This is a genomic window from Mycobacterium sp. E2699, assembly GCF_001666745.1.
Classification (GTDB): Bacteria; Actinomycetota; Actinomycetes; order Mycobacteriales; family Mycobacteriaceae; genus Mycobacterium.
On the sequence record NZ_LZJH01000024.1, the window covers coordinates 1 to 23,287 of the forward strand.

22 protein-coding genes are annotated in these 23,287 nt (G+C 69.8%); 7 read left to right on the forward strand and 15 right to left on the reverse strand.

What is annotated here, in order from left to right; genetic code table 11:
* Window positions 1-501 (forward strand): cation transporting ATPase C-terminal domain-containing protein (locus A5696_RS01545; RefSeq protein WP_197516870.1); only part of this gene is annotated, 501 nt, incomplete at its 5' end.
* Window positions 502-548: 47 nt separating this feature from the next.
* Here the strand turns inward: A5696_RS01545 and A5696_RS01550 are convergent.
* A complete protein-coding gene (locus A5696_RS01550; RefSeq protein ID WP_067872317.1) occupies window positions 549-1,841 on the reverse strand; it encodes a nitrate/sulfonate/bicarbonate ABC transporter ATP-binding protein in 1,293 nt (430 codons plus the stop codon).
* Window positions 1,842-1,868: 27 nt separating this feature from the next.
* The gene (locus A5696_RS01555; protein ID WP_067872319.1) at window positions 1,869-3,617 is read right to left on the reverse strand and encodes an ABC transporter permease subunit; all 1,749 of its coding nucleotides are present in this window, start codon (window positions 3,615-3,617) and stop codon (window positions 1,869-1,871) included.
* A 121-nt stretch (window positions 3,618-3,738) separates the two neighbouring features.
* On the opposite strand from A5696_RS01555, the gene A5696_RS01560 reads away from it, so the two are divergent.
* On the forward strand, window positions 3,739-6,642 hold the full coding sequence (locus tag A5696_RS01560; RefSeq protein WP_067872322.1) for an arylsulfatase: 2,904 nt from the start codon (window positions 3,739-3,741) through the stop codon (window positions 6,640-6,642).
* An 8-nt stretch (window positions 6,643-6,650) separates the two neighbouring features.
* Here the strand turns inward: A5696_RS01560 and A5696_RS27515 are convergent, their stop codons facing one another.
* The 3 genes from A5696_RS27515 to A5696_RS01575 form a co-directional block, all read right to left on the reverse strand.
* Window positions 6,651-6,863, reverse strand: a complete 213-nt coding sequence (locus A5696_RS27515) for a hypothetical protein (RefSeq protein ID WP_067872325.1) — start codon at window positions 6,861-6,863, stop codon at window positions 6,651-6,653.
* An 81-nt stretch (window positions 6,864-6,944) separates the two neighbouring features.
* Window positions 6,945-7,253, reverse strand: coding sequence for a DUF732 domain-containing protein (locus tag A5696_RS01570; protein WP_067872328.1), 309 nt, complete (start codon window positions 7,251-7,253; stop codon window positions 6,945-6,947).
* A 120-nt stretch (window positions 7,254-7,373) separates the two neighbouring features.
* The gene (locus tag A5696_RS01575) at window positions 7,374-7,727 is read right to left on the reverse strand and encodes a DUF732 domain-containing protein (RefSeq protein WP_067872333.1); all 354 of its coding nucleotides are present in this window, start codon (window positions 7,725-7,727) and stop codon (window positions 7,374-7,376) included.
* Window positions 7,728-7,893: 166 nt separating this feature from the next.
* Between A5696_RS01575 and A5696_RS01580 the strand changes: the two genes are divergently transcribed.
* Window positions 7,894-8,820, forward strand: coding sequence for a PHB depolymerase family esterase (locus A5696_RS01580; RefSeq protein WP_067872336.1), 927 nt, complete (start codon window positions 7,894-7,896; stop codon window positions 8,818-8,820).
* 59 nt (window positions 8,821-8,879) lie between these two features.
* On the forward strand, window positions 8,880-9,992 hold the full coding sequence (gene pstS / locus A5696_RS01585; protein ID WP_067872339.1) for a phosphate ABC transporter substrate-binding protein PstS: 1,113 nt from the start codon (window positions 8,880-8,882) through the stop codon (window positions 9,990-9,992).
* Here the strand turns inward: pstS and A5696_RS01590 are convergent.
* From A5696_RS01590 to A5696_RS01605, 4 genes are all read right to left on the reverse strand, one after another.
* A complete protein-coding gene (locus A5696_RS01590; RefSeq protein ID WP_231964191.1) occupies window positions 9,987-10,307 on the reverse strand; it encodes a DUF732 domain-containing protein in 321 nt (106 codons plus the stop codon). The genes pstS and A5696_RS01590 overlap by 6 nt on opposite strands.
* Window positions 10,308-10,389: 82 nt before the next feature.
* On the reverse strand, window positions 10,390-11,145 hold the full coding sequence (gene nei2 / locus A5696_RS01595) for an endonuclease VIII Nei2 (RefSeq protein ID WP_067872346.1): 756 nt from the start codon (window positions 11,143-11,145) through the stop codon (window positions 10,390-10,392).
* 13 nt (window positions 11,146-11,158) lie between these two features.
* Complete coding sequence (locus tag A5696_RS01600) at window positions 11,159-15,775, reverse strand: ATP-dependent helicase (protein ID WP_067872349.1); 4,617 nt, start codon at window positions 15,773-15,775, stop codon at window positions 11,159-11,161.
* Window positions 15,776-15,819: 44 nt separating this feature from the next.
* On the reverse strand, window positions 15,820-16,485 hold the full coding sequence (locus A5696_RS01605) for a TetR/AcrR family transcriptional regulator (protein ID WP_067872353.1): 666 nt from the start codon (window positions 16,483-16,485) through the stop codon (window positions 15,820-15,822).
* A gap of 280 nt (window positions 16,486-16,765) precedes the next feature.
* Between A5696_RS01605 and A5696_RS01610 the strand changes: the two genes are divergently transcribed.
* Complete coding sequence (locus A5696_RS01610; RefSeq protein WP_067872356.1) at window positions 16,766-17,149, forward strand: hypothetical protein; 384 nt, start codon at window positions 16,766-16,768, stop codon at window positions 17,147-17,149.
* Between the two features lies 1 nt (window position 17,150).
* On the opposite strand, the gene usfY is transcribed toward A5696_RS01610, so the two are convergent.
* Both usfY and A5696_RS01620 read right to left on the reverse strand, forming a co-directional pair.
* The gene (gene usfY / locus A5696_RS01615; protein ID WP_067872358.1) at window positions 17,151-17,480 is read right to left on the reverse strand and encodes a protein UsfY; all 330 of its coding nucleotides are present in this window, start codon (window positions 17,478-17,480) and stop codon (window positions 17,151-17,153) included.
* A gap of 30 nt (window positions 17,481-17,510) precedes the next feature.
* Window positions 17,511-17,891 (reverse strand): hypothetical protein, encoded by a 381-nt coding sequence (locus A5696_RS01620; protein WP_067872361.1) that lies wholly within the window; start codon window positions 17,889-17,891, stop codon window positions 17,511-17,513.
* A 314-nt stretch (window positions 17,892-18,205) separates the two neighbouring features.
* Here A5696_RS01620 and A5696_RS01625 point away from each other — a divergent pair, with 314 nt between their 5' ends.
* Both A5696_RS01625 and A5696_RS01630 read left to right on the forward strand, forming a co-directional pair.
* Window positions 18,206-18,643, forward strand: coding sequence for an ATP-binding protein (locus A5696_RS01625; RefSeq protein WP_067872364.1), 438 nt, complete (start codon window positions 18,206-18,208; stop codon window positions 18,641-18,643).
* Window positions 18,640-19,428, forward strand: coding sequence for an RNA polymerase sigma factor SigF (locus tag A5696_RS01630; protein WP_067872367.1), 789 nt, complete (start codon window positions 18,640-18,642; stop codon window positions 19,426-19,428). The genes A5696_RS01625 and A5696_RS01630 overlap by 4 nt, the downstream gene beginning before the upstream one ends.
* On the opposite strand, the gene A5696_RS01635 is transcribed toward A5696_RS01630, so the two are convergent.
* The 4 genes from A5696_RS01635 to A5696_RS01650 form a co-directional block, all read right to left on the reverse strand.
* Window positions 19,399-19,830, reverse strand: a complete 432-nt coding sequence (locus tag A5696_RS01635) for an STAS domain-containing protein (RefSeq protein ID WP_067872445.1) — start codon at window positions 19,828-19,830, stop codon at window positions 19,399-19,401. The two genes, A5696_RS01630 and A5696_RS01635, sit on opposite strands and share 30 nt — an antisense overlap.
* Window positions 19,831-20,023: 193 nt before the next feature.
* A complete protein-coding gene (locus A5696_RS01640; protein WP_067872370.1) occupies window positions 20,024-21,817 on the reverse strand; it encodes an acetyl/propionyl/methylcrotonyl-CoA carboxylase subunit alpha in 1,794 nt (597 codons plus the stop codon).
* 120 nt (window positions 21,818-21,937) lie between these two features.
* Window positions 21,938-22,357: a SufE family protein gene (locus tag A5696_RS01645; protein WP_067872373.1), complete on the reverse strand. Its 420-nt coding sequence runs from the start codon at window positions 22,355-22,357 to the stop codon at window positions 21,938-21,940.
* Complete coding sequence (locus A5696_RS01650) at window positions 22,354-23,247, reverse strand: sulfurtransferase (protein WP_067872448.1); 894 nt, start codon at window positions 23,245-23,247, stop codon at window positions 22,354-22,356. The genes A5696_RS01645 and A5696_RS01650 overlap by 4 nt, the downstream gene beginning before the upstream one ends.
* Between the last annotated feature and the right edge of the window lie 40 nt (window positions 23,248-23,287).

The window sequence follows — 23,287 nt, forward strand, 5'->3', positions numbered from 1 at the left end:
TGGAACGTCGCCTTCATTCGCCGGTTCATGCTGATCTTCGGCCCGATCAGCTCGCTGTTCGACTTCTTGACCTTCGGCCTGATGCTGGGCGTGCTGCACGCCGGCGCGATCGAGTTCCGGACCGGCTGGTTCGTCGAATCGCTTGCGACGCAGACGCTGATCATCTTCGCCATCCGCACGCGCAAGGTGCCGTTCTTCCGCAGCCGCGCCAGCGTTCCGCTGACCATCACCAGCCTCACCGTGGTCGCGGTCGGCGTCGCGCTCACCATCTCGCCGCTCGCCGCCACCCTCGGATTCACGCCGCTGCCCTGGCAGTTCTTCGCCGCGCTGGCCGGGTTCGTCGCCATCTATCTCGTCCTGGTGGAGCTGGCCAAGCTGATGTTCTACGCCGAGCCGACAAACCACCTACCGCATCGCACCCGCGGGGACGCCCATCGCATCCGGCGGCGCGCGGCACGTTTCCACTACATCAACGGCGTTTCGACCGCCGCTCGCGGATGATCGACGGGCGCACCGTGATGGCGTGTCGTCTCACGCATGTTTAGGTATCAGAGGTCAGGATCGGCTGTGATCTCGTCGGTGTCGGCGTTGTAGTCGAAGAGTTCGGCGTAGCGCCCCCAGCCGATGGCGATATCCAGTTGTTGTTGGGCGTCCTGCGGGGCGAATTCTCGTTGCAGGATGTCGAGGAAGAATCCGGCGCGCAGGTTGCCGTCGGGACAGTCATGCAGGGCATGACAAATGGTGCGCACCAAGGGTGCCCGGGTCCGTACTTGCCGAGCGAAGATCCGTTTGCTGGCTTGGATGTCGGCGATGGTGAAATCCTTTCCAACGGAGGTGAGTTCGAGGTCTGCGCCGTTGACGCGCAAGAAATCGAGCAGCACTGCGGCATCCACCAGTGGCAGCAGGTCTTGCGGGACGATGGTGAGGTCGGCGGCGATGTCCGGGATGTTGACTCGCCCGCCCTTCCCGTAGACGATTTCGACCAGCCCCGCCAGCCCGCCAACGGTTGCTCTCGGTAGCGGAAGGCTGGTGGGGGTGGCCGTGATGGGCTCGACGGGCGATGTGCCCGCTCCGGTGCCGGTCAGCAGTCCGTAGAGCTTGTCGACGAGCGCTTCGAACGAGGGGGATCGGCGGTCGCGGGGACGCTCGAGCTCGATGGGGAGCTCGGCCAGGATGTGGCCGGGGTTGCTGCTGAGCACGATGACACGGTCGGCCAAGATGATCGCTTCTTCGATGTTGTGGGTGACCAGGCAGATCGCTTTTGTCGGGAACTCTTGGCCGGTCCACAGTGTCATCAACTCGTTGCGCAGATTCTCGGCGGTGAGGACATCGAGCGCGGAAAAGGGTTCGTCCATCAGCAGCAGATCGGGTTGCAGCACCAGCGCCCGGGCGAACCCGACGCGTTGGCGCATGCCGCCGGACAGTTCTTTGGGGTAAGCGGATTCGAAACCGTCGAGGCCGATCAGGTCGATGGCCTCCACCGCGCGCCTGCTCCGTTCGGCGGGCGCGATCTTGCGTGCCGCCAAACCGAGTTCGACATTCTTCTGCACGGTCAGCCAGGGCATCAGAGCAAAGTTCTGGAAGACCATCGCAGTACCGGGGTTGGCGCCGGTCAGTTCGGCACCGTCGTAGCTCGCCACCCCGCTGGTGGCAGGGATCAATCCGGCGATCACGCGCAGCAGCGTCGACTTGCCGCATCCGGAACGCCCGAGCAGCGCGACCACCTCGCCCGCCCGGATGTCGAGATTGATGTCATCGAGGACCGGCAACGTGCCACCGTCGGGCTTGGGGAAGCTCTTGCTGACGTGTTCCAAGTGAATGATCACGTCATTTCCGGTCATGGGAACCTCCGGTCAAGCCTTCCGGGATCAGGATAGGGAGAAGCGACGCTCGGACAGGCGGTAGAGCGGCTGCCACAGCACGATGTTCATGGTCACGACGTACATGCTCATCGCGATCACGCCGATCAGCAGGCGCGGGGCATCGCCCACCGCGGTGGCGTGCGTGATGTAGGAACCGAGCCCGACGGCGGACAACGTGGTGCCGTGGTACTGGACCACCTCGGCGACGATCGAGGCGTTCCACGCGCCGCCGGCCGCGGTGATGCCGCCGGTGACGTAGCTCCCGAAGATCCCGGGCAGTATCAGGTTGCGCCACCTCAGTACCGTCGGCAGTCGAAGGTTGGCAGCGGCGTCGCGAAGGTCATTGGGGATCGCACTCGCGCCGGCGATGACGTTGAACAGGATGTACCACTGCGTGCCGAGCGCCATCAGCAGGATGCCGCCCCAGTTGATGCTGATTCCGGTCATCAGCAGCAGGGCGGTGAACAACGGAAACAAAAAGTTCGCCGGGAAGGACGCCAGCACCTGGACCACCGGCTGGGCAAAGCGAGTTACCTTGGGATTCAAGCCAATCCACACCCCAATGGGTACCCAGATCAACGTCGAGACCACGACCACCACCACAACGCGGGCGAAAGTGGCCAAGCCGAGCAGCGCCGCGTGGCCGACCTCCGCGAAGCCCACGCTGTGGGCGATGTACTCGATCATTCGGAACGCGCCGTAGCCGAGCGCACCACACAACGCGAGAATGAATACTGCGTCGCCAAAACTGCGTCGCGCGGCTGACGTCTTGAGCGGACGTCCGGTTGTGCCGAACACCGCCATCACCCGGTCGACCGGGTACACCAGCCGCCCGAGGGGACGGGCGACGATGCCGGGTACGCGTGAGCGCCGCAGGACGTCCAGTGTCACGCTGCGCGGCGCTTCCAGCGACTCGGATTCCTCGATGCGAAATCGTTCGGCCCACGCCGTCAGCGGGCGCCAGAACAGCGCGTTCACCCCGATGATCACCACGACCATGGTCGCGACGGCCAGCAGGACCCTGGTGAGGCTTCCCTGGTCGCTGGCCGATGCGACATAGGCGCCGATCCCGGGCAGGGCGAACCTGTGGTTGTTGACGCTGAGGGCTTCCGACGCGGTGAGGAAGAACCAGCCCCCGCCGAAACTCATCATGCCGTTCCAGACCAATGGGATGACACCGCTGGGCAGATCGACCCGCCAGAACCGCTGCCAGCGCGACAGCCGCAACAACCGGGACGCCTCGTCGAGATCGTGGGGCTGAGTGATCAACGACTGGTAGAACGCGAAGGTCATGTTCCACGCCTGTGAGGTGAAGATCGCGAAGATGGATGCGCATTCCAGACCTAACAGCGAGCCCGGAAACAGCGCGATGAAACCGGTGATGGTGATCGCGAGGAATCCCAGAACCGGCACGGATTGCAGGAAGTCCAACAGCGGGATGAGCACTTTTTCGGCACGGCGGGAACGCGCCGCCGCGGTGGCGTAGGAGAACGTGAACACCAGGGATAGGCCCAGTGCGGCGAACATTCGCAACAATGAGCGTGCGGCGTAATAGGGCAGGTTGGCGGGGTCGGTGGACACCGACGACGGCGCGTTGGGCACCGTCCACGGCACCGTCGCCCCGCGGCCGACGCGGACGACCACCCAGAGCAGCACCGCAGCCCCGACGAACACGGCGACATCGGCTGCCCAGCTGCGCGCCGGCCGGGCCACGACTGCGGCACCACGGCCGGGAAATGGGCGCAGCACGGTCATTTCGCCAATGGTGTCGCAAGCGACACCATTGCACCACCCGTGAGCCGATCCGGCCGTCCGCTGGGTGAATCGGTGGTAAACAGCCGCCCGCCAAGCCCATTGCGGGCTATATTTCCGCGTCATGAGCGAAGAGCACGCGTTGGTCATCGTCGCCGGGTATCAGGACCTCGAGTCGGCCCGCCGCGACTTCGAATCCCTGGCCGAGCGGACGAAGGCCAAGGACGTGCCGCTGCGGGGCGCGGTGCTGGTCGGCAAGGACGCCGACGGCACCCCCGTGCTGGTGGACACGGGCAACCGGCTCGGCCGCCGCGGCGCCGCGTGGGGCGCCGGGGCGGGCCTGGCCGTCGGCCTGTTCTCGCCGGCGCTGCTGGCCACCGCGGTGGTCGGCGCGGCCGCGGGCGCGTTGGCGGGCACCTTCGCCGACCACCGGATCAAAAGCGGACTGGCCGACAAGATCGGGCAGGCGCTGGCCGCGGGCAGCGGCCTGGTCATCGCGGTGACGCCGGCGGGCGGCCGGCTCGCCGTCGAGCAGGCGCTGGGCGGCTCGCCGATGAAATCGGTTGCGGAGCTCAGCCATTCGACGCTGAGGAGCCTTAGCGCGGCGCTGGAAGAGGCGATGGGCAAGTTCAATCCGGACCGCACCCGGCTGCCGTTGCCGCAACGCGCGTTCGGCGGCACCATCGGCCGCACCATGGCGGACTCGGTCGGTGACTGGACCATCGTGCCCGGGCCGAAGGCGCCCGACGGCGCGCCCAACGTGTTGATCGTGCTCATCGACGACGCCGGGTTCGGCGGTCCGGACACCTTCGGCGGCGGCATCCGGACGCCCACGCTGACCCGGGTGGCGCAAAACGGGTTGACCTACAACCGCTTTCACGTCACCGCGGTCTGCTCACCCACCCGCGCGGCGCTGCTGACCGGGCGCAACCACCACCGGGTGGGCTTCGGATCGGTCACCGAGTTTCCCGGCCCCTTCCCGGGCTATTCGTCGGTGAAGCCGCAAAGCTGCGCCGCGCTGCCCCGCATCCTGCGCGACAACGGCTATGTGACAGGCGGTTTCGGCAAGTGGCATCTGACCCCGGACAACGTCCAGGGGGCGGCGGGGCCGTTTGACAACTGGCCGCTGGGTTGGGGATTCGACCACTTCTGGGGATTCCTGTCCGGCGCCGCCGGCCAGTACGACCCGATCATCACCCAGGACAACGCCGTGATCGGCGTGCCGCAGGGCAAGGACGGCAAGCCCTATTACTTCCCCGACGACCTCACCGACAAGGCCGTCGAATGGCTGCACGCCGTGCGGGCCCAGGACGCCGAGAAGCCGTGGATGATGTACTACTCGACCGGCGCCACCCACGCGCCGCACCACGTGTTCAAAGAGTGGGCCGACAGGTACCGCGGCCAGTTCGACGAGGGCTGGGACGTCTACCGGCGCAAGACATTCGAACGGCAAAAGCAGCTCGGCGTCATTCCGCCGGACGCCGAGCTCACCGAGCGGCCCGACCTGTTCCCGGCGTGGGACGGCCTGTCGGACAACCAGAAGAAGCTGTTCGCCCGCCAGATGGAGGTGTTCGCCGGCTTCTCGGAAAACGCCGACTGGAACGTCGGCCGGCTCCTGGACGCGATCGATGATCTCGGCGAGTCGGACAACACGCTGGTCTTCTACATCTGGGGCGACAACGGCGCCAGCATGGAGGGCACGGTCACCGGCTCGTTCAACGAGATGACGTTTCTGAACGGGGTACTGCTCGACGCCGACCATCAGCTGGAGCTCATCGAGCAGTACGGCGGGATCGAGGCGCTCGGCAACGAGTTCACCGCACCGCATTTCGCCAGCGCGTGGGCCCACGCCAACAACACCCCGTTCCAGTGGGGCAAGCAGATGGCCAGCCACCTGGGCGGGGCGCGCGACCCGATGGCGGTCGCCTGGCCGGCCCGGATCCGGCCCGACGCGGTGGTTCGTGACCAGTTCACCCACTGCATCGACATCGCCCCAACGGTGTTGGAGGCCATCGGTTTACCGCAGCCGGTCAGCGTCGACGGCATCGATCAGGAGCCCTTGGACGGCACCAGTTTCGTGCACACCTTCGACGACGCGGCGGCCGAGGAACGCCACACCGTCCAGTACTTCGAGATGTTCGCCAGCCGCGCCATCTACAAAGACGGGTGGTGGGCGTGCGCCCGGCTGGACAAGGCGCCGTGGGACTTCTCGCCGGAGACGCTGCAACGGTTCGCGCCCGGAAGCTACGATCCCGACGAGGACGTCTGGGAGCTGTATCACCTGCCCGACGACTTCTCCCAGGCGCGCAACCTGGCGGCCGAACATCCCGACAAGCTCGCCGAACTCACACAGCTGTGGTGGGCCGAGGCCGAACGCAACCGGGTGCTGCCGTTGCTGGGCGGGCTCGCGGTGATGTTCGGCAGCCTGCCGCCGCTGCCCACCACCACGCGGTTCACCTTCAAGGGCGGCGTGCAGAACATCCAGCGCGGCATGGTGCCCCGCATCTTCGGCCGCTCCTATGCGATCGAGGCCCGCCTGACGGTCCCCGAGGACGGCGCGCAGGGCGTGATCGTCGCCGACGCCGACTTCATCGGCGGGTTCGCCTTATGGGTCGACGAGGGGCGGCGCCTGCGCCACACGTACTCGTATCTGGGTGTCGACACCTACAAGCAGGTCTCGGACGAGCCGATTCCCACCGGCGACGTCACGGTCCGGATGCTGTTCGAGTCCGAGCAGCCGGTCCCCGGCTCGGGCGGCCGGGTGACGCTGTGGGCCGGCGATCGGCAGATCGGTGCGGGCGAGATGGCCAAGACGGTGCCGCTGGCGTTCACCTCGTACGCCGGGATGGACATCGGCCGCGACAACGGCCTGGTGGTGGACCGCGAGTACGAGGACAAGGCGCCCTACGCGTTCACCGGCACCGTCAAGGAGGTCGTCTTCGACCTCAAACCCGTTGCGCCCGAAGCGGAGAAGGCGCTGCACGAGCACGCGGCGGTGCAGGCCGTCGGCCGGGGCGCCGCGGGCTGAGGCGCTGACTACTGCTGGGCCAGGACGACGTTCGCCCCGGCGAGGCCGGACTGGATGCCGCGGTCGATCTGGTCGGCGACGGGCGGCCCGCCGTTGGAGACGGTCTCCGGGCAGCTGCAGCTGAGTTCGCTGAATACGCTGGGGTCGGCGCCGGCGGGCACCGCCATCGCCACCGCTGCCCCGACGGCAAGGGCAGCGCCGGCAAGGATTTTCGATACCACTCGTTGTTCTCCGCGCTAGTTGGTATGCGAAATGGTAGGCGCCGAAAATCGCTGATCTGCTAGCGCGGCGTTTCGATTGCGTTAAGACGAATGCGTCGGGCAGTAAGCGCGGATGCTCGCGCCGACGAAGAAACCGGCGTGGTAGCCGTCCAGGCCGCTGTTGGCCTGCACCGTGGACGCGACCTGGGCGGGCGTCTTGCCGTTGTCGATCTCGTCGCAGACCTCGTGACCGGCGATGATGGCTTTGTCGGGTGATCCGAAGCGGATGCCCTTGGCGGTCAGCGCGGCCAGGAAGGCGTCGTCGTTCGCGTCGCCGCGGGCGATCGGGGCGGCCGCGAGGGGTCCGAGCGCGGCCAGCACGGCCAGGACGGGGGCCCAGACCCGTGACATCACCCATCCTTCCTCAGCCGCGAATGCTGGACGTTACAGCTTCGCACACGGTACCGACCGCAAATTTGCGATCACGGCGAGGGAAAGTAACGGCGTTGCGCGAGGTGCCGTCGTGTTGCGCTACGACGGGATGTCGGCGTACTGCGGGCAGTACGCGCGCTCGGCGATCGCGACGAAGTAGCCGGCGTTGTCGCCGTCGAGCTTGCTGCTGTTCATCACGTCGGTCGCGATCTGCTCCTGCGTCTTGCCCATGTCGAGCTGGTGGCAGACCAGGTGACCGGCCGCGATCGCCGATTTGGCGTTGTCGTGCTCGATGCCGTGGGCGTGCAGGGCCGCGATGAACGCGTCGTCGTTGCCGTCGGCCTGGGCATTCGGCGCGGGCAACAGCGGGCCCAGCAGCGCGACGGCCGGGATGAACCCGGCCGCCAACAGCGGGAGCAGCAGGCGGGGCTTGCGGCTGCGGGTGCTCGTCATTTCTAATACCCCCAAGGGTCTTCCAAAAAGATCCGAGTTCGACGACTGAAGGTTCGACCTAGAACGTTGCAGGCAGGTTACAGCTTGGCATCGTTCAATCATCGTGGATATTGCGAACATCGCAACATTGGTTATGTCGTCCGAGCGCGATCGGTAGCTTGACGGCATGCCGTACGCGCGCTGGCTGACGCTCGCCGTCGTGGCGGCATGCGCGGTGAGCGCGGCGGGCTGCGGCGTGCGGCTGGTCTCGACGGCCAGCGCCAGGGAGGTGTCCGGCACGCTGCGGTCCGGCGGCATGGACCGCACGTACACGCTGCACGTGCCGCCCCGCGAACCGGTCGGCCTGGTGCTCAGCCTGCACGGCGGCGGCGGCCGCGGAACCGGGCAGCAGGGCCTGACCGACTTCGACGCCGTCGCCGACGCCACCGACCTGCTGGTGGCCTATCCCGACGGCTTCGACAAGAGCTGGGCCGACGGGCGGGGGGCGTCACCGGCGGATCGCGACCACGTCGACGACGTCGGGTTCCTGGTCGCGCTGGCCGGCAAGCTGCAAAGCGACTACCACATCCCGCCCGGGCATGTGTTCGCCACCGGCATGTCCAACGGGGGCTTCATGACCAACAAGCTGGCCTGCGAGCGCGCCGACGTCTTCGCCGCCATCGCGCCGGTCGCGGGGACGCTGGGCGCGGGCGTGGCCTGCCATCCGTCGCGGCCGGTGGCCGTCCTGGCGGCGCACGGCACCGCCGACCCGCTGGTGCCGTTCAACGGCGGGGACGTGCGGGGACGCGGCGGGGTCAGCCACTCCGTCGCCGCGACCGCCATGGTGGGCATGTGGCGGTCTGTCGACGGCTGCCGGGGCGACCCGGCGACGCAGGTGCTGCCCAACGTCGGCGACGGCACCGTCGTGCACCGCTTCGACTCGACGGCGTGCGCGGCGTCGACCGAGGTGGTCTTCTACCAGATCGACAACGGCGGGCACACCTGGCCGGGCGGCAAACAATATCTGCCCCAGGCGGTCATCGGGCGCACCTCGCGGGCGCTGGACGCGTCGGAGGTCATCGCCCGGTTTTTCGTCGCGCACGCCCGCGATTAGCCCTGTTACTATGCCTCATGGCGGCGATCGTCCCCTCTAGGCACTCCGCAGGAATTCACTTGAAGCTCAAACGATTTGGCGCCGCCCTGAGCATCCTGGCCGCGGGCGCGACGGTGTTGTCGGCGTGCGGCGGCGAACACCACACCGCCGGGGGCACCGCGACGACGAGCGCGCCGCCGGCCAAGGTGTCCTGCGGCGGGAAGCCGACGCTGCGGGCGAGCGGCTCGACCGCCCAGCAGAACGCGATGACCCGTTTCGTCAAGGCCTTCGAGCAGGCCTGCCCCGGGCAGTCGCTGAACTACACACCCAACGGTTCGGGCGCGGGGATCGGCGAATTCCTGGGCAACCAGACCGATTTCGCAGGCTCGGACTCGCCGCTGAGCGCCGACGAGTACACCCGCGCGCAACAGCGGTGCGGCTCGCCCGCGTGGAATCTGCCCGTGGTGTTCGGCCCCATCGCGATCGCCTTCAACGTCAACGGCGTGACGGCGCTGAGCCTCGACGGCCCCACCCTGGCCCGAATCTTCAACGGCGGCATCACCACCTGGAGCGATCCGGCGATCCAGGCGCTGAACCCCGGTGCCGCCCTGCCGGCCGAGCCGATCCATGTGGTGTTCCGCAGCGACCAGTCCGGCACCACGGACAACTTCCAGCGCTACCTCGACAGCGCGTCCAACGGCGCGTGGGGCAAGGGCGCCGGCAAGACATTCAACGGCGGTGTCGGCGAGGGCGCCAAGGGCAACGACGGCGCCGCCGCGGCCGTCAAGGGCACCGAGGGGTCGATCACCTACAACGAATGGTCGTTCGCCCAGGCGCAACACCTGGGCATGGCCAAGGTCATCACGTCGGCCGGCCCGGACCCGGTGGCGATCGGCGCGGACTCGGTGGGCAAGACGATCTCGGCCGCCTGGTTCATCAAGCAGGGCAACGACCTGGCCCTCGACACGATCTCGTTCTACCGGCCCAACCAGCCCGACTCCTACCCGATCGTGCTGGCGACCTACGAGATCGTCTGCTCGAAGTATCCCGACTCCCAGGTCGGCACCGCCGTGAAGGCGTTCCTGCGCAGCACGATCGGCGCCGGGCAGGACGGGCTGGCGGACAACGGGTACATCCCGATTCCGCAGGAGTTCAAATCCCGGCTGTCGACCGCGATCGACGCCATCTCATGACCCGCGATACCTCGGGCAGTACGCAGCCACGCTGGCGCCGATGAAGTACCCGGCGCGGTAGCCGTCCAGGTTGCTGTTGGACATCACCTCGGAGGCGATGTCGGACTTCTGCTTACCGAGATCCAGTTCGTCGCAGACCTCGTGGCCGGCGACGATGGCGGCTTGCGGCGACGCGAACTGGATGCCCTTGAGCTTCACCGCCGCCACGAACGCGTTGTCGACCGCGTCCGCGCGGGCGGCCGGGGCGGCCGGCGCCGCAAGGCCGAGCAGCGTGACCAGCGCGCCGAGGCCGCGCAACATCCGGCTGGTCGGCACCGCTGAGACCTCCCCGTGGACCATCGCTGCCGGCACTCCGGGCCGCTGACACCCAAGATCATTGCACGCCGCGACCGGAAGTTCAGCGCTGGCAGGACGGGCACCAGTACGTCACCCGCTCACCGCCGTCGTCGTAGCTGATGGGGGTGCGGCAGCGGCGGCAGGGTTGTGCCGCCCGCCCGTACACCCACAGCTGCCGGCCGGCCCGGGTGTCGCCCGTGGTGCAGCGGTTCCATCGGAAGCGGTTGATCCACAGCATGTCCCGGGCCCGCGACACCAACCGGTGCGGGTCGGCGACCGCGCCCACCCGCGCGGTGGGCAGGTGCCCGCTGACGAAACACAGTTCGTTGCAATAGACGTTGCCGATCCCGGCCAGCACCCGCTGGTCCAGCAGCGCCTCGGCCAGCGGCCGGTCCGGGCGCGCCGCCAGGTTGGCGGCCGCGCGCTCCGGATCCCAGTCCGGGCCCAACAGGTCGGGCCCCAGGTGCGCGACCGCGTCGGTGTCGCGGTCACGCTCCAGGATCTCCAGCACGCCAAGGTCGACGCCCACGGCGCGAACATCGTTGGCTTCCAAGATGATTCGCGCCCGATGGTCGATCCGGCCCGGCCGGGTGCCGACGCGCCAGCTGCCGTCCATCTTCAGATGCGAGTGGATGCTGGCCCGTCCGACGCGGATGAACAGGTGCTTGCCGCGGCTGAGCACCTCGTCGACGACCTGCCCGGTCAGGTCGACGGTGGCGAACCGCGGAACCCGGACGTCGCAACGGGTCAGGGTGCGCCCGGCCAAGTGCTCGCGCAGCGCGGCCGCGGTGTGCCAGACGGTGTCGCCCTCGGGCATTATTTCCCGGGGGTCATCGCAACCGCATTCCGCGCGGGGTCCGGGCGAATCCGGCGTCCGAGAGCGCCTCGCCGACCCGGCCGCCCTGCAACGCCGGCGCCCCGTCGATGCGTTCGACCAGGATCGACGCGACGCGCCGGGCCGCGACCAGGTCGGCCAGCGCCGCGGCCGCGGCATGGGCGGCCGCGGGATCCTCGGTGAACGTCAGCAGTGACCGCCCGCCGCGCTCGAGGAACCAGGCCAGCTCGCCGTCGACGAGCACGACCAGCGCCCCCGCCTTGCGGCCCGGCCGCGCCGCTGTGCCCTGGCCGCCGGCAGCGTCGGCGCCCGAGGCCGGCCAGGGCAGCGCGGCGCCGTACGGGTTGGCCGGGTCGGCGGCGGCCAGCGCGACCGCCCGGTACTCCGGGCGCTCGGGGTCGATCCCGTCGGTGTAGCTGCGCAGCCGGTCGACGGTGGAGGCGACGGCGAACTGGGCGCCGCCCAGCGACTCGACGAAGTAACCGCGCTGGCACCTGCCGGCCTCCTCGAACGTGCTCAGCACCTTGTAGACCGTGGCGAAACCGCCGGGCACCCCCTCGGCGGCCACCGCGCCCCGGGTCAGCACGCCGTGCCGGTTCAGCAGCAGCTCGGCCTGATAGTGGGCCCGCACCGTGGAATCCGGCTCGGGGGCCGGCAGCACCGACCACCGCCCGGCCACGGTCGGGTCGGTGCTGCGGTGCTGGGCATGCGCGACGCTGTAGCGGCTCAGCCGCGGCGGCCGCTGCACCCGGTGCGCCGGCTGGGACGGTCGCGAGCGCTTCCGGGCCCCCGCGCCACCCAGCACGGCGCGGACCGGCGCGAACGTGTCGCCGGTGACCCAGCCGGCCCAGATGAGCTCCCACAGCGCGTCTTTGAGCGCCGCCGATCCCTCGCCGGGCGGCCCGCCGCCGGCGAGCTGGCGGAAGAAGTACGCGCCGCCCCCGGCCAGCGTGTCCAGGATCGCGCGATGGACGTCGGTCAGCTCGAGCGGGGCGGGGCCGGCCAGTGTGAACGGGGCGGACTCGCCGGCGTGCAGCGCGACCCAGCCGTCGCTGCCCGAGATCGACCCGGCGCCCGACCAGGTGACCTCGCCGCCGGCCAGCAGCTCGTCGAGCAGCGCGGGGGAGTAGTCGCGGACACGCGGCGCCAGGATCAGCGGCTCGAGCGCCGAGGCCGGCACCCGGACCCCGGCCAGCTGGTCGATCACCGAGACCAGCCCGTCGAGGCCCGCCTGGGGTGCCGACACGTGGTGCCAGGCCGGCAGGAACCGCCCGTAGGCGGCGGTGCTCACGGGCTCGACCTGCGCGTGCATCGCCGCCAGCGAGCGCCGTCGCAGGATGCGCAGCACGTCGGCGTCGCACCACTGCTCGCCGCCGCCGGGCACCCCGGGGATGTCGGGCGCGACGACGAAGTCGCCGCGCACCAGCTTGCCTTTGGAACTGGAGGGGTCGGCGAGCCGGCCCAGCACGTCGGCGGTGACCCGCAGTCCCAGGCCGAACCGGGCGGCGGCCTCGGCCGTGGTGAACGGGGTGTGGGTGCGCGCATAGCGGCCCAGCAGCTCGCCCAGCGGGTCGGCCACCGCCTCGGTGAAGGCCGTCGGCACGCCCAGCGGAACGGCGGCGCCGACGCCGTCGCGCAACCGGCCGATGTCCTCGACGGCGACCCACCAGCTGCGGCCGGCGAACGACACCGTCAGCGCCCGCCTGGCGGCCCGCAACCCCTCCAGCCAGCCGCCGACGTCGGCGCCGCCGGCCCGCGCGGACAGCTCCTCCTCGGTCAGCGGGCCCAGCAGCCGCAGCAGGTCGGCGGCGCCTTCGGCGTCGCGCGCGGCCCGGTCGGCCGACAGGTGCTGCAGCTGCCGGCCGGTCGCGGCGATGACGTCGGGATCGAGCAGTTCGCGCAGCTCCACCCGGCCGAGCAGCTCGGCCAGCAGCGTGCTGTCCAGCGACAGCGCCGCGGCCCGGCGCTCGGCGAGCGGGGTGTCGCCCTCGTACATGAACGCGCCGACGTAGCCGAACAACAGGGACGCCGCGAACGGGGACGGCCGCGCCGTCTCGGCTTCCAGCACCCGCACCCGGCGCTGGGCGATGCGGGTCATCAGCCCGGTCAGCGCGGGCACGTCGTAGACGTCCTGCAGGCATTCGCGGACGGTCTCCAGCACCACCGGGAAGTCGGGGTACTTGCGCGCCACGTCCAGCAGCTGGGCCGCGCGCTGGCGCTGGTGCCACAGCGGCGAGCGGCGGCCCGGGTGCCGGCGGGGCAGCAGCAGCGCGCGGGCCGCGCACTCCCGGAACCGCGACGCGAACAGCGCCGAGCCGCCCACCTCGGCGGTGACGACCGGGTCGATCTCGTCGGGGTCGAAGACGAACAGTTCGGCGCCGGGCGGCGCACCGTCGTCGCCGGAGAACTCCGTGTCGGGCAGCCGCACCACGATGCCGTCGTCGGAGGCGGTCGGCTTCTCGTCGATGCCGTAGCGTTCGCGCAGCCGCCGGCCCACCGCCAGGGCGAGCGGCCCGTGCACCCGCAGCCCGTACGGCGAGTGCAGGATCACCCGCCAGTCGCCCAGCTCGTCGCGGAACCGCTCGACCAGCAGGGTGGTGTCGGTGGGCACCACCCCGGCCGCGGTGCGCTGCTCGTCCAGCAGACCCCACAGGTTGTCGGTCGCGTAGGCGTCGAAACCCAAAGCGCCGCAACGCTTGTCGAAGTCGGCCCGCTTCAGTGCCGCCAGCTCCCCGGTGAACGCGCCGAGCGCGGCGCCGAGCTCGGCCGGGCGGCCGGCGTCGTCGCCGCGCCAGAACGGCAACCGGGCGGGCTGTCCCGGCGCGGGAATCACCAGCACCCGGTCATGGGTGATCTCGGTGATCCGCCAGCTGGTGGCGCCCAGCGAGATGACGTCGCCGGGGCGCGACTCGTAGACCATCTCCTCGTCGAGTTCGCCCACCCGCGACGGCTTTTCCGAGTCGGTGGCGAGATAGACCGTGAACAGCCCCCGGTCGGGGATGGCGCCGCCGGACGTCACCGCGAGCCGCTGCGCGCCGGGCCGCGCGGTCAGCGTGCCCGCATCGCGGTCGTAGACCAGGCGCGGCCGCAGCTCGGCGAACTCGGTGGAGGGGTACTTGCCGCTCAGCAGGTCCAGGGTGGCCTCGTAAACGCTGCGCGGCAGCGTCGCGAACGGGGCGGCCCGCCGCACGGTGTCGAACCACCGGTCGGCGTCGAGTGGCTCCAGCGCGGCGGCCGCCACGGTCTGTTGCGCCAGGATGTCCAGCGGGTTGGCGGGGACCCGCATCGTCTCGATCTGGCCGGCGAGCATGCGCTGCACGGTCACCGCGCACCCGATCAGGTCGGTGCGGTGCTTGGGGAAGACGACCCCCCGGGACACCTCGCCGACCTGGTGGCCGGCCCGCCCGATGCGCTGCAGGCCGCTGGCCACCGACGGCGGCGCCTCCACCTGGATCACCAGGTCGACGGCGCCCATGTCGATGCCCAGTTCCAGGCTCGACGTCGCCACCACCGCCTTGAGCAGCCCGCGCTTGAGGTCCTCTTCGACCAGGGCGCGCTGCTCCTTGCTGACCGAGCCGTGGTGGGCGCGCGCGAGCACCGCGTCGGCGCCCAGGGTCTGGCCGCTGCCCATGATGTGGGCCGGCGCCCCGCCGGGCACGCCGGGGTTCGACCCGGACGGCGCCGCGCCGACGTTCAGGCCGGCGCGCTCGGCGTGGATCTCGTTGAGCCGGGCGGTGAGTCGCTCGGCCAGCCGCCGCGAGTTGGCGAACACGATCGTCGAGCCGTGCGATTCGATCAGGTCGACCAGGCGCGCCTCGACGTCGGGCCAGATGGTGTTGTTCGCCAGGTTGGCCATGTCGGGCACCGGCACCTGCACGGTGAGCTCGATCGTCTTGGCCGACGGCGGGGCCACGATCGTGGTGGGGGCCCCGCCGGACAGGAACCGCGCCAGCTCCTCGGGCGGGCGCACGGTGGCCGACAACCCGATGCGCTGCGCCGGACGCCCCGCCCGCAGGTCGTCCAGCCGCTCCAGCGACAGCGCGAGGTGCGCGCCGCGCTTGCCGCCCGCGATGGCGTGGATCTCGTCCACGATCACCGTGTCCACCCCCGCCAGGGTCTCGCGGGCCGCGGAGGTCAGCATCAAGAACAGCGACTCCGGGGTGGTGATCAGCACGTCGGGGGGGTGCGCGATGAGTTGACGGCGCGCGGCGGGCGGGGTGTCGCCGGAGCGGACGCCGACGCTGATGTCGGGGGCGGGGTGCCCATGGCGCTCGGCGATCCGGGTGAGCCCCGCCAGCGGGGTGCGCAGGTTGCGCTCGACGTCGACCGCCAGCGCCTTGAGCGGGGACACGTACAGCACGCGCGTGCCGCGCGGGCGTTCGGCGGCACCGGCAAGACTGTCCAGCGCCCACAGGAACGCCGCGAGCGTCTTGCCGGATCCGGTCGGCGCGATCACCAGGGTGTTGGCGCCCTCGGCGATGGCGTCCCAGGCCTGCGCCTGCGCGGTGGTCGGCGCCGCGAAGGTGCTGGCAAACCACTCGCGCGTGGTCGCGCTGAACCGGCGCAGCGGCCCCGGTGGGGGCCCCGGCGGGGAATCGGCGCGAGTGCTCACCTCACCATGGTGCCAACACCCACCGACACCGGACCGGCGGGTTTCTACAGCCGCGCGGTCGCCATCGCCTCGGACAGTTCCTTCGGAATCTCCGGGACCCGGGCGATGGCGTCGAGCAGCGCGTGCGCGCAGGCGTCGGCCAGCCGCTCGGCGTCGGTGGTGGGGTCCATGATGCGCTGACGACAGATCTCGAAGGTGAACGCCAGCCAGCCCTGGATGATCACCCGCAGGTCGCGCTCGACCTCCGGTCGCAGCGCGCTGGTGTCCGGCATCCCGCTGACGACCTCACCGATGCGGGACATGATGTGTTCCATCTGGCGGTTCTTGGCCTCGTCGTCGATGCCGAGCAGGACCGGGTCGGACCGGCCGAGACCCACGTAGGCGGCCCACGCGGCTTCCGGATGCTGCTGGTGGTAGGCCATGTAGGCCAGCACGCCGGTCCGGATCTCCTCGAACATCGTCAGGCCCGCGGGCGGCGGGTTGTTGGTGGCCTCGTACAGCCGGTCGGCCTCGTCCTTGACGACCGCGGCGAAGAACGCCCGCTTGTCGGGGAAGTAGTGATACATCAGCGCGCGCGACACCCCCGCGCGCTCGGCTATCTCGTCGATGCGGACCTCGTCATAGGGTCGCTTCCCAAAGACTTCTGCCCCCAAAGCGAGCAGCTCAGCCCGCCGGTCCTCAGGGGATAGCCTCCTCCTGGCTGTCACCATGTGTCAGATAGTACTCATATGAAATGAGACGCCTCCCGCGCAGCGATGATGCTGGCCAGCGGTAACGCGCGGACGGGCCGGCGGAGTTTGCCCGGGGACGCCGCCGGGTATATGTCCCCATGCGGCATCTCGCGAGGGGCACCGGCCCGCGCGGATCGCACACTCTGCGCACGAAGCGCAAAACACAAAAAAGCATTCGTGGCGCGGTAATAAATGCGACGCGGCGAGCGATGGAACCACCAGCGATGGAACTCAAGTGCAGCGAGCGTGAGGGGCATTGATGCAGCGAGCGGGGGAGCGGTCACCCGGCGACCGCTTGGGGCAGGAGGACGGCGAGGTGCACGCCGCCATCCGCTTTGCCGCGCTCGCCGCGACCGCCGGCGTCGGCTTCGTCGTGCTCGCGGCGCTGTGGGTCAGCACCTGCCCGGGAACCGGGGTGGACACGGTGGCCTGTGGCGCGCCGCAGCGGACGATGCTCGCGTTCGGCGGTCCGCTGATCCTGATGGCCGGTGGGCTCTGGGCGTTCCTGCGCACCTATCGGGTCTGGCGGGCGCACGGCACGTGGTGGGGTTGGCACGGCGCCGGCTGGTTCTTGTGGACGTTGATGGTGGCGACGCTCGGCCTGGCCGTGTCGCCCATCGCAGGCCCGGTGCTGGCCCTGTAGCTCAGGACCCGGGGGGTCCCTGGGTGACGGCGCGCCGCTGCGGCGCGGCCTCCGCGGTCAGCTGCCACTGCTCGTCGATGTGGGCCACCCGCCGATGCTCCACGACGAACCACAACGCCCCCGCGATCGTTCCGAGCACCGCGACCAGGCTCGTCGTGGCCAGCCACTCGTAGTGGCCGTAGGCTGCGGCGGCCGTGGTGCTGATCATCCCGCCCACCGCGACGGCCAGCAGGATGAAGCCGGGCCAGTAGAGGTTGTTCTTCATCGTGAAACCGGCATGCGGCTGAGTGGTCCGGAAATGATCCGTCGGATCGCGATGCCTGTCGCCCATCGCTTCCCCTTCCGTTGTCGGATTTTCGCCTCAGGTCGGGACGGCCCGATCGCGCGCGAGCACCTCGGGCAGCGATATCGCCCCGACCGTCGTGATCAGCCATACGACGACGGTGGTGGCGGCCCAGGAGGCGACGCCGCGAATGGTCAGCCCGTGCGTCAACGCCGAGGCCAGCGCCAGCGCCACCAGGGTCAGTACCAGGCCGGTGCCCCCCAGCAGGAGCGACGCATACGCGCGGGGCAATCGCACGATCGGCAAAGACAGCGCCGCCTGCGCGACGGTGAACAACAGCACGGCGACGACGAACCCGGACACCGACACCGAGACATCGGGAACGACCCGGGCCGCCACCAGCAGTCCGATCGACCACGATGCCAGAAGAACAACCGCGCGAAGCAGAGCCTGCTTCATGCGATAAGTGTAGGTCGACAGGTTGCCGGTGTTAAGGAGCCGACTCGGCCTGCCAGGTTATTCGCAGCCGTAAATGGGTATCAGCTCTACACCATGATGAGTGCCGGAAGCGTTGCGTCAGCGTGCTCGCCCCGCCGGGGGCGGAATCGCGAAGACACCGACTTCGTTTATTGCCCCAACGTCGTTCACTGCCCCGACGATCGCCATGATCAGCGCGTTCCCGGTCGTGCCGCATGACCAACCGGTTGGAACCTACGGTCGACGGCGGGCTGCGCGGCAGTAGTAATGTCGAGCCGACATTGCCGGGAGACCATATGACCGATGCGGGATCGCGCGCGAACAAGCGGCAGCGCGGCCATCGCGCCGTCGAATTGCACGTGGCGGCACGCCTGGAGAACCTGGCGATGCTGCGCACGCTCGTGGGTGCCATCGGCACCTTCGAGGACCTGGATTTCGATGCGGTCGCCGACCTGCGGCTCGCGGTGGACGAGGTGTGCACCCGCCTGATCCGCTCGGCCACGCCGGACGCGACGCTGGTGGTCGTGGTCGACCCGCACGACGACGAACTGGTGGTGGAGGCGTCCGCGGCCTGCGACACCCACGACGTGGTGGCGCCGGGCAGCTTCAGCTGGCATGTCCTGACGTCGCTGGCCGACGAGGTGCAGACCTTCCACGACGGTCGGGAACCCGCTGAAGCCGGCAGTGTCTTCGGTATCACGCTGACCGCGCGAAGGGCGGCCTCTAGCAGGTGACAGCGCGAGCTGCAGGCGGTTCGGTCTCGCGGCCGAACGAGTATGCCGACGTTCCGGACATGTTCCGCGAACTGGCCGGCGTAGCCCCCGACTCGATGGAATTCCAGCGCCAGCGCGACAAGATCGTGGAGCGGTGCCTGCCGCTGGCCGATCACATCGCCCGGCGCTTCGAGGGCCGGGGCGAACCCCGCGACGACCTGGTTCAGGTGGCGCGGGTGGGGCTGGTCAACGCGGTCGTCCGCTTCGACGTCGAAACCGGCTCGGACTTCGTCTCCTTCGCGGTGCCCACGATCATGGGGGAGGTCCGTCGGCACTTCCGCGACAACAGCTGGTCGGTCAAGGTTCCGCGGCGGCTGAAGGAACTGCACCTGCGACTGGGCACCGCCACCGCCGACCTGTCGCAACGGCTCGGCCGGGCGCCGACAGCGACCGAACTCGCCTCCGAATTGGGGATGGAGCGCGACGAGGTGGTCGAGGGCCTGGTGGCGGGCAGCTCCTACAACACGCTGTCCATCGACACCGGTGGTGGCAGCGACGACGACGACGCCCGTGCCATCGCGGACACCCTGGGTGACGTCGATGTCGGCCTCGACCGCATCGAGGATCGGGAGGCGTTGCGGCCCCTGCTCGAGGCGCTACCCGAGCGGGAACGAATGGTGTTGGTGCTCAGGTTCTTCGAGTCGATGACGCAGACACAGATCGCCGAGCGGGTCGGCATCTCGCAGATGCACGTGTCCCGGCTGTTGGCCAAGTCGCTAGCGCGGCTGCGGGACCAGTTGCAGTAGCGGCCGCGCCGGCCCGCGGTCGGCCCCGGCAGGCCTCAGCAGCTGCTCCGCGCCCGGCGTCGTCACCGGGAGCGTGCCGTCGGGGTCGCAGATGCGCAACAGGCGCTCCACCACCGCGCTGGGCACCATGGCCCAGCGGACCTGGGCGGCCGAGCACGCGACGTTGATCCGGTGCAGCGCCGAAAAGCCGGCTGTGCCGATGAATTCCAGGCCGCGCAGGTCGAGGATCACTCGCCGGGATCGCCTGATGCTGCGTTGCGCGTAGGCCGCGAGCTGATCGGCGTTGGCCGCATCGAGCTCACCGTCGACGGTGATCAGGGTGCCCAGCGCGCTCGAGCGGGCGGTGAATTGAGCCGTGCGGCTCTGTTGCCAAGATTGGGCCACAGACATGCTTGTCTCCATCATCGGGAGGATCTGCTGCGGATGACGTCAGGCGGTGAGTGATGGTTCGAAACCCGGGAGTTCGCAATTCCCCGTGCCCTCGACGTTATCCGGGCGGCTGTGAACTCAACCTGACCTGAACCCTACCCCCGGTTCAGGGGGGCGACAACGTTTACCTAACTGGTTCCCAGGAACCCAGGTCAGGCGACCGCAGTCATTTGATCTCGGCGAGCACCGTGCCCTGGGTGATGGCCGCGCCCGCCTCGACCGCAAGCCCGGTGATGGTGCCGTCCTTGTGGGCCGTGACGGGGTTTTCCATCTTCATCGCCTCGAGGACCACGACCAGGTCGCCGGCGGCGACCTCCTGTCCCTCCTCGACGGCGACCTTGACCACGGTGCCCTGCATGGGCGCGGTGACGGCGTCGCCCGAGGCCGCGGCGCCGGCGTGCGACCCGCGCTTGCGCGGCTTGGGCTTCTTCCGGATGACGCCGGCCGGGTCGGCCGAACCGTTGGCCAGCGCCAGGTCGCCCGGCAGCGACACCTCGAGCCGGCGGCCGCCGACCTCGACGACCACCTTCTGGCGGGGCCGGGTGTCCTCTTCGTCGAGCGGTTCGCCGCCGGTGAACGGTTCGACGGTGTTGTTCCACTCGGTCTCGATCCAGCGGGTGTGCACCGAGAAGCCGTTGTCGTCGCCGATGAACGCCGGGTCACTCACCACGGCGCGGTGGAAGGGGATCACCGTCGCCAGGCCCTCGACCTCGAACTCGTCCAGGGCCCGCCGGGCGCGCGCCAGCGCCTCCTGCCGGTTGGCGCCGTACACGATCAGCTTGGCCAGCATCGAGTCGAACTGGCCGCCGATCACCGAGCCGGTCTCCACGCCGGAGTCCAGCCGCACGCCGGGCCCGGCGGGCGGGTGGAACTTGCTGACCGGGCCGGGCGCCGGCAGGAAGCCGCGGCCGGCGTCCTCGCCGTTGATCCGGAACTCGATCGCGTGCCCGCGCGGGGTCGGGTCCTCGGTGATGTCGAGCTTCTCGCCGTTGGCGATCTTGAACTGCTGCAGCACCAGGTCGATGCCCGCGGTCTCCTCGGTGACCGGGTGCTCGACCTGCAGCCGGGTGTTGACCTCCAGGAAGGAGATGAGGCCGTCCTGCCCGACCAGGTACTCGACGGTGCCGGCGCCGTAGTAGTGGGCCTCCCTGCAGATCCGCTTGGCCGACTCGTGGATCTCCTTGCGCTGCGCGTCCGTCAGGAACGGCGCGGGCGCCTCCTCCACCAGCTTCTGGAAGCGGCGCTGCAGCGAGCAGTCGCGGGTGCCGGCGACGACGACGTTGCCGTGCTGGTCGGCGATCACCTGCGCCTCGACGTGGCGCGGCTTGTCGAGGTAGCGCTCGACGAAGCATTCGCCGCGGCCGAACGCGGCCGTCGCCTCGCGGACGGCCGACTCGTACAGCTCGGGGATCTCCTCGATGGTGCGGGCCACCTTCATGCCCTTGCCGCCGCCGCCGAAGGCGGCCTTGATCGCGACCGGCACGCCATACTCCTCGGCGAACGCCACCACCTCGGCGGCGTCCTTCACCGGGTCCGGGGTGCCGGGCACCAGGGGGGCCTGCGCGCGGGCCGCGATGTGCCGGGCGGTGACCTTGTCACCCAGGTCGCGGATCGACTGCGGGCTGGGGCCGATCCAGATCAGGCCGGCGTCGATCACCGCCTGGGCGAAGTCGGCGTTCTCCGACAGGAAGCCGTAGCCGGGGTGGACCGCGTTGGCGCCGGACTTCTCCGCCGCGTCCAGCAGCTTGCCGAAGTCCAGGTAGGACTCCGCGGAGGTTTGGCCGCCCAGGGCGAACGCCTCGTCGGCCAGCCGCACGTGCGGCGCGTCGGCATCGGGTTCGGCATACACCGCCACGCTGGGCAGGCCCGCGTCGCGGGCCGCGCGGATCACCCGGACAGCGATCTCACCGCGGTTGGCGACGAGCACCTTGGAGATCCTCGAGCTGGCGTGACTAGCCACTGCGCCTCCTGTCGGCTGGACGTCTATTCGTCTCTAAGAGAATTTCTTACAAGTCTTGTCCGGGGAAGTTTATGCGCCGCGCCGAACGCGCTGATACCCGGTCTCCAAATCCGTTTCTGATCAGGCCGTCTCGCGCAGGCGCCGCTTGATCCGGGCCAGCATCGCCGACATCCCGCGCAGCCGCAGTGGGCTGATCAGAGCGGCCAGCCCGAGATCGGTGTAGAAATCCTCCGGCACCGCCAGGATGTCGGCGGCGGGTTGTTCGTCGAGCCCGGCGGCCAGGATCGACGCGAAGCCCCGCGTGGTGGGCGCCTCGGCGGGCGCGCTGAAGTGCAGCCGCACCCGGTCCGGGTCGCTGGCGTCGACGTGCAGGAAAAGCGGCGACTGGCATTCGGGCACCGGCTCCATCGCCGCCTCTTCCAGCTCGGGCGGCAGCGCCGGAAGGTCGTTGGCGAACTCCAGCAGCAACGCCAGCTTGTCCTGGCCCTCGACCTCGGCGAAGTCGGACACCACCTCGGCCAGCGGCGCGGGCAGGCTCATGGGACCGGCACGGCTCCCGGTTCGGGGCCCCCGACGATGGGCACGCGCACGGTGTTGCCCCACTCGGTCCAGGATCCGTCGTAGTTGCGCACCCCGGGCTTGCCCAGCAGATAGGTGAGCACGAACCAGGTGTGGCTGGAACGCTCGCCGATGCGGCAGTAGACGACGGTCTTGTCGTCCGGCCGCAGGAAGCCGTAGATCTCTTCGAGCTCGGCGCGGCTGCGGAAGCGGCCGCTCTCGTCGACGGCCCTGGCCCAGGGGATCGACCGGGCGGTGGGGATGTGCCCGCCGCGCAGCACGCCCTCCTCGGGGTACTCGGGCATGTGGGTGCGCTTGCCGGTGTATTCGTCGGGCGAACGCACGTCGATCAGCGGCTGGCTGCCGAGGATGCCCAGCACGTCGTCCTTGTACGCGCGGATGGGCTCGTCGTTGCGCTGCACGACGGGGTATCCCGTCGTCGTCCTGGTCGGGACGTCCAGGGTGGTTTCGCGGCGCTCGGCCAGCCAGAGGTCGCGCCCCCCGTTGAGTAGGCGGACGTCGGGGTGGCCGAACAGCGTGAAGACCCACAGCGCGTACGCCGCCCACCAGTTGCTCTTGTCGCCGTAGATCACCACGGTGTCGTCGCGGGCGATGCCCTTGCGGTCCATCAACTCGGCGAACTGCTGACCGTTGATGTAGTCGCGGACCCTCGGGTCGTTGAGGTCGGTGTGCCAGTCGATCTTGACCGCGCCGGGGATGTGGCCGACGTCGTAGAGCAACACGTCCTCGTCGGATTCGACGATCACCAGTCCGGGGGCGCCCATGTTGGCGGACAGCCAGTCGGCGGTGACCAGTCGTTCGGGGTGGGCGTATTCCGTCAGGGAGGGGTCTGGATCGGGGGGTAATGACACGAAGTCGAGCCTACCGCCGGGGCCGAAAGCGCCGCGGCCG

Bases quoted from the DNA above. Each gene is read 5' to 3' on its own strand.
- A5696_RS01550 (WP_067872317.1), bottom strand. From the start codon at position 1,841: ATGACCGGAAATGACGTGATCATTCACTTGGAACACGTCAGCAAGAGC.
- A5696_RS01555 (WP_067872319.1), bottom strand. From the start codon at position 3,617: ATGACCGTGCTGCGCCCATTTCCCGGCCGTGGTGCCGCAGTCGTGGCC.
- A5696_RS01560 (WP_067872322.1), top strand. From the start codon at position 3,739: ATGAGCGAAGAGCACGCGTTGGTCATCGTCGCCGGGTATCAGGACCTC.
- A5696_RS01570 (WP_067872328.1), bottom strand. From the start codon at position 7,253: ATGTCACGGGTCTGGGCCCCCGTCCTGGCCGTGCTGGCCGCGCTCGGA.
- A5696_RS01575 (WP_067872333.1), bottom strand. From the start codon at position 7,727: ATGACGAGCACCCGCAGCCGCAAGCCCCGCCTGCTGCTCCCGCTGTTG.
- A5696_RS01580 (WP_067872336.1), top strand. From the start codon at position 7,894: ATGCCGTACGCGCGCTGGCTGACGCTCGCCGTCGTGGCGGCATGCGCG.
- nei2 (WP_067872346.1), bottom strand. From the start codon at position 11,145: ATGCCCGAGGGCGACACCGTCTGGCACACCGCGGCCGCGCTGCGCGAG.
- A5696_RS01605 (WP_067872353.1), bottom strand. From the start codon at position 16,485: ATGGTGACAGCCAGGAGGAGGCTATCCCCTGAGGACCGGCGGGCTGAG.
- A5696_RS01610 (WP_067872356.1), top strand. From the start codon at position 16,766: ATGCAGCGAGCGGGGGAGCGGTCACCCGGCGACCGCTTGGGGCAGGAG.
- usfY (WP_067872358.1), bottom strand. From the start codon at position 17,480: ATGGGCGACAGGCATCGCGATCCGACGGATCATTTCCGGACCACTCAG.
- A5696_RS01620 (WP_067872361.1), bottom strand. From the start codon at position 17,891: ATGAAGCAGGCTCTGCTTCGCGCGGTTGTTCTTCTGGCATCGTGGTCG.
- A5696_RS01625 (WP_067872364.1), top strand. From the start codon at position 18,206: ATGACCGATGCGGGATCGCGCGCGAACAAGCGGCAGCGCGGCCATCGC.
- A5696_RS01635 (WP_067872445.1), bottom strand. From the start codon at position 19,830: ATGGAGACAAGCATGTCTGTGGCCCAATCTTGGCAACAGAGCCGCACG.
- A5696_RS01645 (WP_067872373.1), bottom strand. From the start codon at position 22,357: ATGAGCCTGCCCGCGCCGCTGGCCGAGGTGGTGTCCGACTTCGCCGAG.